At 67.1% G+C, this 7,445-nt stretch carries 8 protein-coding genes and 3 tRNA genes; all 11 read left to right on the forward strand.

Annotated elements, in window-relative coordinates:
- Positions 1–285 precede the first annotated feature (285 nt).
- A complete protein-coding gene (gene trpE, locus FN976_RS23825; RefSeq protein ID WP_145895614.1) occupies positions 286–1,812 on the forward strand; it encodes an anthranilate synthase component I in 1,527 nt (508 codons plus the stop codon).
- On the forward strand, positions 1,809–2,381 hold the full coding sequence (locus FN976_RS23830) for an anthranilate synthase component II (RefSeq protein ID WP_145895616.1): 573 nt from the start codon (positions 1,809–1,811) through the stop codon (positions 2,379–2,381). Before trpE ends, FN976_RS23830 begins: the two co-directional genes overlap by 4 nt.
- Positions 2,378–3,415, forward strand: coding sequence for a low-specificity L-threonine aldolase (gene ltaE / locus FN976_RS23835; protein WP_145895618.1), 1,038 nt, complete (start codon positions 2,378–2,380; stop codon positions 3,413–3,415). Before FN976_RS23830 ends, ltaE begins: the two co-directional genes overlap by 4 nt.
- A 7-nt stretch (positions 3,416–3,422) precedes the next feature.
- On the forward strand, positions 3,423–4,070 hold the full coding sequence (locus FN976_RS23840) for a LysE family translocator (RefSeq protein ID WP_145895621.1): 648 nt from the start codon (positions 3,423–3,425) through the stop codon (positions 4,068–4,070).
- Between the two features lie 12 nt (positions 4,071–4,082).
- Complete coding sequence (gene trpD / locus FN976_RS23845) at positions 4,083–5,114, forward strand: anthranilate phosphoribosyltransferase (RefSeq protein WP_145895623.1); 1,032 nt, start codon at positions 4,083–4,085, stop codon at positions 5,112–5,114.
- 1 nt (position 5,115) lies between these two features.
- On the forward strand, positions 5,116–5,907 hold the full coding sequence (gene trpC / locus FN976_RS23850) for an indole-3-glycerol phosphate synthase TrpC (RefSeq protein ID WP_145895625.1): 792 nt from the start codon (positions 5,116–5,118) through the stop codon (positions 5,905–5,907).
- 14 nt (positions 5,908–5,921) lie between these two features.
- Complete coding sequence (locus FN976_RS23855) at positions 5,922–6,656, forward strand: uracil-DNA glycosylase (protein ID WP_145895637.1); 735 nt, start codon at positions 5,922–5,924, stop codon at positions 6,654–6,656.
- A 63-nt stretch (positions 6,657–6,719) separates the two neighbouring features.
- Positions 6,720–6,805: transfer RNA gene (locus tag FN976_RS23860), tRNA-Tyr, on the forward strand.
- A 111-nt stretch (positions 6,806–6,916) separates the two neighbouring features.
- Positions 6,917–6,990: transfer RNA gene (locus tag FN976_RS23865), tRNA-Gly, on the forward strand.
- A 62-nt stretch (positions 6,991–7,052) separates the two neighbouring features.
- Positions 7,053–7,127 (forward strand) — tRNA-Thr (locus FN976_RS23870).
- 31 nt (positions 7,128–7,158) lie between these two features.
- The coding region (locus FN976_RS23875; RefSeq protein WP_255440780.1) for a GTP-binding protein at positions 7,159–7,445 on the forward strand (287 nt) is incomplete at its 3' end.

The following is a 7,445-nucleotide window of genomic DNA, read 5'->3' on the forward strand; positions in this document are numbered from 1 at the left end:
CCGATTTTGTGGATGGCCGCGAGGCATGGCAAGAGGGTTTTCGCGTGGAACCCGATGTTTTGCCGTTCCCGCCCGGGATTCCACATGCCTTTGCTACACTGGCTGCCGTGTTCATCCACCACACCACGATCACAGGTTGCGCGGACCGGGGAGCCTGGCCCTGGCGCAAGCCACGTCACGTTCGATCCTGACCGCACGGGGCAGCCCGTGCCCCGCGCCTCGTCTCCGAGGCACCGTCTTTGAGAACACGCGGCAACGGCCGCCGAGCTTGTGGAGGCTCATCCCGTGATCACCGAACTTGAATTCAAAAGCCTTGCGGCGCAGGGCTACAACCGCATCCCGCTCATCGCCGAGGCCTTCGCCGACCTCGAAACCCCGCTCTCTCTGTACCTGAAGCTGGCGCACGCCAAGGGCGGCGGCAAACTCAGCTTCCTGCTCGAATCCGTCGTCGGCGGCGAGCGCTTCGGCCGCTACAGCTTCATCGGGCTGCCCGCGCGCACCCTGCTGCGCGCCCGCGGTTTCGGAGCCGACGCGCTGACCGAAGTGGTGACCGACGGCGAAGTCGTAGAGTCGGCGCCGGGCAACCCGCTGGATTTCGTCGCCGCGTACCAGCAACGCTTCAAGGTGGCGCTGCGACCCGGCCTGCCCCGCTTTTGCGGCGGCCTGGCCGGCTACTTCGGCTACGACACGGTGCGCCACATCGAGAAGAAGCTCGAAAAGAGCTGCCCGCCCGACTCGTTGAACTGCCCGGACATCCTGCTGCTGCAATGCGAGGAACTGGCGGTGATCGACAACCTCTCCGGCAAGCTCTACCTGATCGTTTATGCCGACCCGGCGCGCGGCGAGGCCTATTCCAATGGCAAGAAGCGGCTGCGCGAGCTGAAGGACCAGCTGAAGTACTCGGTGAGCGCGCCGGTGGTGCGCCAGACCGAGACCTACCCGGCGGAACGTGAGTTCTCCAAGCCCGATTACCTGCAGGCGGTCGAGCGCGCCAAGGAGCTGATTGCGGCCGGCGATTTCATGCAGGTGCAGGTGGGCCAGCGGATCAAGAAGCGCTACACCGAATCACCGCTGTCGCTGTACCGGGCGCTGCGCTCGCTGAACCCCAGCCCGTACATGTACTACTACAACTTCAGCGGTGCATCCGGCGGCTCGGGCGGCAGCGACTTCCACGTCGTCGGCGCCTCGCCCGAGATCCTGGTGCGCCAGGAGCACACTCCCGAAGGCCAGAAGATCACCATCCGTCCGCTCGCCGGCACCCGGCCGCGCGGCGCCACGCCCGAGCTGGACAAGGCCACCGAGCAGCAGCTGATCGAAGACCCGAAGGAGCGCGCCGAGCACGTGATGCTGATCGACCTGGCGCGCAACGACATCGGCCGCATCGCCAAGACGGGCACCGTGAAGGTGACCGAAGCGTTCGCGGTGGAGCGCTACAGCCATGTGATGCACATCGTGAGCAACGTCGAAGGCATCCTGAACGACGGCATGACCAACATGGACGTGCTGAAGGCGACCTTTCCGGCGGGCACGCTCACGGGCGCGCCGAAGGTCCATGCGATGGAACTGATCGACCAGCTGGAGCCGAACAAGCGCGGCCTCTATGGCGGCGCCTGCGGCTACCTCAGTTACGCCGGCGACATGGACGTGGCCATCGCCATCCGCACCGGCATCGTCAAGGACCAGATGCTCTACGTGCAGGCTGCGGCGGGCGTGGTGGCGGACTCCGTTCCCGAGATGGAATGGAGGGAAACGGAAGCGAAAGCGCGTGCGCTGCTGCGTGCGTCGGAACTCGTCGAGGAGGGGCTGGAATGAAGCTGCTCATGATCGACAACTACGACAGCTTCACCTACAACCTGGTGCAGTACTTCGGGGAGCTGGGCGCCGAGGTGGAGGTGTTCCGCAACGACGAGATCAGCGTGGCCGCCATCGCCGATCGGCGCCCTGACCGGCTGGTCGTCTCGCCCGGGCCTTGCACCCCCGCCGAGGCCGGCATTTCCGTCGAAGCCATCCGCCATTTCGCCGGCAAGCTGCCGGTGCTGGGCGTCTGCCTGGGCCACCAGAGCATCGGCGCGGCGCTGGGCGGCAAGATCATCCGCGCGCAGGAACTGATGCACGGCAAGACCAGCGTCATCACCACCACGCGCGAAGGCGTGTTCGCCGATCTGCCGGAGACCTTCACCGTCAACCGCTACCACTCGCTGGCGATCGAACGGGAGAGCTGCCCGAAGGAACTGAAAGTGACGGCCTGGACCCCCGACGGCGAGATCATGGGCGTGCGGCACCGTGAACTGCCGCTGGAAGGCGTGCAGTTCCACCCCGAATCCATCCTCACCGAGCACGGTCACGCGATGCTGAAGAACTTCCTGGAGCAGCGCGCATGAAAGCTGTTGACCTGCGCAGTGACACCGTCACCCAGCCGACCGAAGGAATGCGTGCGGCGATGGCCGCCGCGCCGCTCGGCGACGACGTCTTCGGCGACGACCCGAGCGTCAACGCACTGCAGGACAAGATCGCGGGAATGCTCGGCTTCGAGGCCGCACTGTTCGTGCCCACCGGCACACAGAGCAACCTGTGCGGCATCCTGTCGCATTGCGAACGCGGTGACGAATACATCGTCGGCCAGATGCAGCACTGCTACCGCTGGGAAGGCGGCGGCGCCGCGGTGTTCGGCAGCGTGCAGCCGCAGCCGCTGGCTCACCAGGCCGACGGCACGCTGGCATTGGCCGACATCGAAGCGAACATCAAGCCGGATGATCCGCATTTCGCGCGCAGCCGCCTGCTCGCGCTGGAGAACACGCTCGGCGGCAAGGTGCTGCCCTTCAGCTACCTGGAGCAGGCGACCGCGCTCGCGCGCGCCAAGGGGCTCGCCACGCACCTCGACGGCGCCCGCCTGTTCAACGCGGCGGTGGCGCAGGCCGGGGGCGGCGACGCGCGTGCCGAAGCCCGGCGCATCGCGCGGCTGTTCGACAGCGTGTCCGTGTGCTTCAGCAAGGGACTGGGTGCGCCCGTCGGGTCCGCGCTCTGCGGCTCGAAGGCGCTCATCGGCAGGGCGCGGCGCGTGCGCAAGATGGCCGGGGGCGCGATGCGGCAATCCGGCGTTCTGGCCGCTGCGGCGTCGTTCGCCCTCGACCAGCAAGTCGACCGCCTGGCCCAGGACCACGCCTTGGCACGCCGCCTCGCCGAGGGCCTGCAAGGCATCGATGGGCTGCAGGTGGAAGTGCCGCAGACCAACATCCTGTTCGTCGACCTCACAGGGGCGGCGCGCGAACGTTCGGCGGAACTACTCGAACACTTGCGGCGACAAGGCGTGCTCGCCACCGGCCTGTACCGCCTGCGTTTCGTCACTCATCTCGACGTGGATGCCGAAGGCGTGGACCGCGCCGCGGGTGCGATCCGGTCGTTCTTCCAGCGCTGAGGACGACATGCCCGAATTCCAGCATCTGATGCTCTTCATCGCCGCCGGCGTGCTGTTGAACCTGACGCCCGGCCCGGACGTTCTCTACATCGTGTCGAACTCGCTGCGCTCCGGCGTGCGGGCGGGCGTGGTCGGCGGCCTCGGGGTCACCGCCGGCTGTTTCGTCCACGTGTTCGCCGCCGCGCTCGGCGTGAGCGCGCTGCTCGCCACCTCGGCCTTCGCCTTCACGGTGCTGAAGTGGGCGGGCGCCGCCTACCTGCTGTGGATCGGCGTGAAGCTGCTGCTGGCGCGCGCGCCCACGCAGGCGGCCAACCTGCACGCCCTCGCGCAGCAGCAGCCCGCGAGCCTGCGCGCCGTCTTCCTCGGCGGTTTCTGGACCAACGTGCTGAACCCGAAAGTGGCGATCTTCTTCCTGGCGTTCGTGCCGCAGTTCATCGCGCCCGAAACGGACAACAAGGCGCTCGCCTTCATCCTGCTGGGCACGCTGTTCAACGTCAACAGCATCCCGGTCAATTCCGGCTGGGCGCTGGCCGCCGGCTGGATGGCTCGGCGTGAGTCCGTGCAGCGCGGCATGCACTGGCTGGACCGCGTCGCCGGCCTCATGTTCATCGGCTTCGGCGTGCGCCTGGCCCTGTCCGACAATCCGTCACGCTAAGAGGAGCTTGTGATGCCCATTACTCCCCAGGAAGCGCTGCAGCGCACGATCGAGCACCGCGAGATCTTCCACGACGAGATGCTGAGGATCGTCCGCCTGATCATGAGCGGCGAGTGCTCGCCCGTCATGATGGCGGCCCTGATCACCGGCCTGCGCGTGAAGAAGGAAACCATCGGCGAGATCACCGCGGCCGCGCAGGTGATGCGCGAGTTCTCGACCAAGGTGCACGTGGCCGACAAGACCCACCTGGTCGACATCGTCGGCACCGGTGGCGACGGCTCGCACACCTTCAACATCTCCACCTGCTCGATGTTCGTGGCGGCGGCGGCGGGCGCCAAGGTCAGCAAACACGGCGGACGCGGCGTTTCCAGCAAGAGCGGCAGCGCGGACGTGCTGGAGGCGCTGGGCCTCAACATCAACCTGTCGCCCGAAGCCATCGCCAAGTGCATCGAACAGGTCGGGATTGGTTTCATGTTCGCGCCCAACCACCACCCGGCCATGAAGAACGTGGCTCCGGTGCGCAAGGAACTCGGCGTGCGCACGATCTTCAACATCCTGGGGCCGCTGACCAATCCTGCCGGCGCCCCGAACATCCTGATGGGCGTGTTCCACGCCGACCTGGTGGGCATCCAGGTGCGTGCGCTGCAACGCCTGGGCGCGGAGCACGCGCTGGTTGTCTACGGGCGCGACGGCATGGATGAAGTGAGCCTCGGCGCGGCCACCATGGTGGGCGAGCTGAAGAACGGCGAGATCCGCGAATACGAAATCCACCCGGAAGACTTCGGCATTCCGATGTCCAGCAACCGGGCCCTGAAAGTGGAAACAGCCGAACAGTCGCGCGTGCTGCTGGAGCAGGTGCTGGCCAACCAGGCCGGACCGTCCCGCGACATCGTCATGTTCAATGCCGGCGTCGGCCTTTATGCCGCCAACGTGGCGGCGGATATCAAGCAGGGCATCGAGCAGGCGCGCGCCGCGCTGGAGAGCGGGGGTGCCATGGCCAAGCTGCAGCAGCTCGTGGCCCTGTCGAAGACGCTGGGCGCCTGACATGCCGGACATCCTCGACCAGATCGTCGCGGTGAAGCGGGAGGAAGTTGCCGCGGCGAAGAAGAAGAAATCGCTGGAAGCGATGCGCGACGACGCCTTCAGCCGGGTGCTCACGCGCGGCTTCGAGCAGGCGCTGCGGGCCAAGGTGGCGGCGGGCCAGGCGGCCGTGATTGCAGAGATCAAGAAGGCCAGCCCCAGCAAGGGCGTGCTGCGCGAGGATTTCATGCCAGCCGACATCGCGCAGAGCTATGCCGAGCACGGCGCGGCCTGCCTCTCGGTGCTGACCGACCGCCAGTTCTTCCAGGGCAGTTCCGACTACCTCAAGCAGGCACGCGCCTCCTGCGACCTGCCGGTGTTGCGCAAGGACTTTCTCGTCGACGCCTACCAGGTCTACGAGTCCCGGGCCATGGGGGCGGACTGCATCCTGCTCATCGCCGCTTCGCTGTCCGACGCGCAGATGGCCGAGTTCGAGGCCATCGCGCGCACGCTCGACATGGCCGTGCTGGTCGAGGTGCACGACGGCGCCGAACTCGACCGGGCGTTGCGGCTGAAGACGCCGCTGGTCGGCGTCAACAATCGCAACCTGCGCACCTTCGAAGTCAGCCTGGACACGACGCTGGGCATGCTGGCCGACATCCCGTCGGACCGGTTGCTGGTGACCGAGTCCGGCATCCTGGGCCGGGACGACGTGCAGAAGATGCGCGCAGCCGGCGTGCACGCCTTCCTGGTCGGCGAGGCATTCATGCGCGCCCCGGATCCGGGCGCGGCGTTGGCGGCGCTGTTCAACGCTTGAGCGGGCTGGTGGCGATGGCCAAGCCGCCGCAGGCCGGATTCGACTTTGCCGGCGCGCAGAGCCTGCAGGCCTGGGAACCGGGAGACTGGCCCCTGGCGCCGGGCTGGCAAGCCGAGGTCGAGGGCTTCCTGGCCAGCGACGAAGGCCGGCGCCTGGCGGACTTTCTGCGCGAAAGGCTCGCGGCCGGCGCCGTGGTCTACCCTCCGCGGCCCTTCCGCGCGCTGGAGCTGACGCCGCTGGAAAACATCCATGCCGTCGTGCTCGGACAGGACCCCTACCACGGGCCGGGGCAGGCGGAGGGCCTGGCATTTTCGGTCGCGCCCGGGGTGAAGCTGCCGCCGTCGCTGCGCAACATCTTCCAGGAGCTGGGGGTCCAGCCGGGTTCCGGCTCGCTCGTGGGCTGGGCGCAGCGCGGCGTGCTGCTCCTCAACACCTGCCTGACGGTCGAGGATGGCCAGCCGGCCAGCCACGCGCGCCGCGGCTGGGAAGCGCTGACGGACCGGCTGCTCGCGCTGGTCGCCCGAACCGCCACGCCCTGCGTCTACCTGTTGTGGGGTACGCACGCCCAGGCCAAGGCGCAACTCATCCAGGAAACCGCGGCGCGGCACGGCCGGGAAGCACTGGTCCTGCAGGCCAACCATCCGTCGCCACTGTCCGCCCGCCGGCCGCCGGCTCCCTTCCTTGGATGTGGGCATTTCCTGGCAGCCCGGGCATGGCTGGCCGCCCGCGGGGTGGCGCCCCCCTTCTGAGCCTGGGGGCGGGCCGCGGGGCGAATCGGCCGCCGCGAATCGTGCTATATTTCGAGGTTCGCCGGAGGGGTGCCCGAGTGGCTAAAGGGGGCAGACTGTAAATCTGTTGGCTTACGCCTACGCTGGTTCGAATCCAGCCTCCTCCACCAGCTTCGCATGAGTTGTTTGCGGAGCTGGCGAAAGTGTCGGAACGATGAGTTGTTTGATGATGTGTCGTGGCAGCTTGGGCTTGCATCGGGGCTGTTGAACGGGCCCCCATTGCGGGAGTAGTTCAATGGTAGAACCCTAGCCTTCCAAGCTAATGACGCGGGTTCGATTCCCGTCTCCCGCTCCACGCCATCGGTTCGACGCGCGGCGACAAATGAGATTGGCCCCTCGGGGCGCGGCGAGAAATTCGCCCTTGTGGCTCAGTGGTAGAGCACTCCCTTGGTAAGGGAGAGGTCGCGGGTCCGATTCCCGCCAAGGGCACCAGAACTGTGGAACTTTTTTCGGAGTCGAAAAAATGGCAAAAGGTAAATTCGAGCGGACCAAGCCGCACATGAACGTGGGCACCATCGGTCACGTGGACCATGGCAAGACCACGCTGACGGCGGCGATCACCTCCGTGCTGGCGAGCAAGTTCGGCGGCGAAGCCAAGGCGTACGACCAGATCGACGCGGCCCCGGAAGAAAAGGCGCGCGGCATCACGATCAACACCGCCCACGTGGAATACGAGACGGCGAACCGCCACTACGCCCACGTCGACTGCCCCGGCCACGCCGACTACGTGAAGAACATGATCACCGGTGC

Origin of the sequence: Caenimonas sedimenti, from assembly GCF_007833165.1 — a bacterium.
GTDB classification, from domain to species: Bacteria; Pseudomonadota; Gammaproteobacteria; order Burkholderiales; family Burkholderiaceae_C; genus Ramlibacter; species Ramlibacter sedimenti.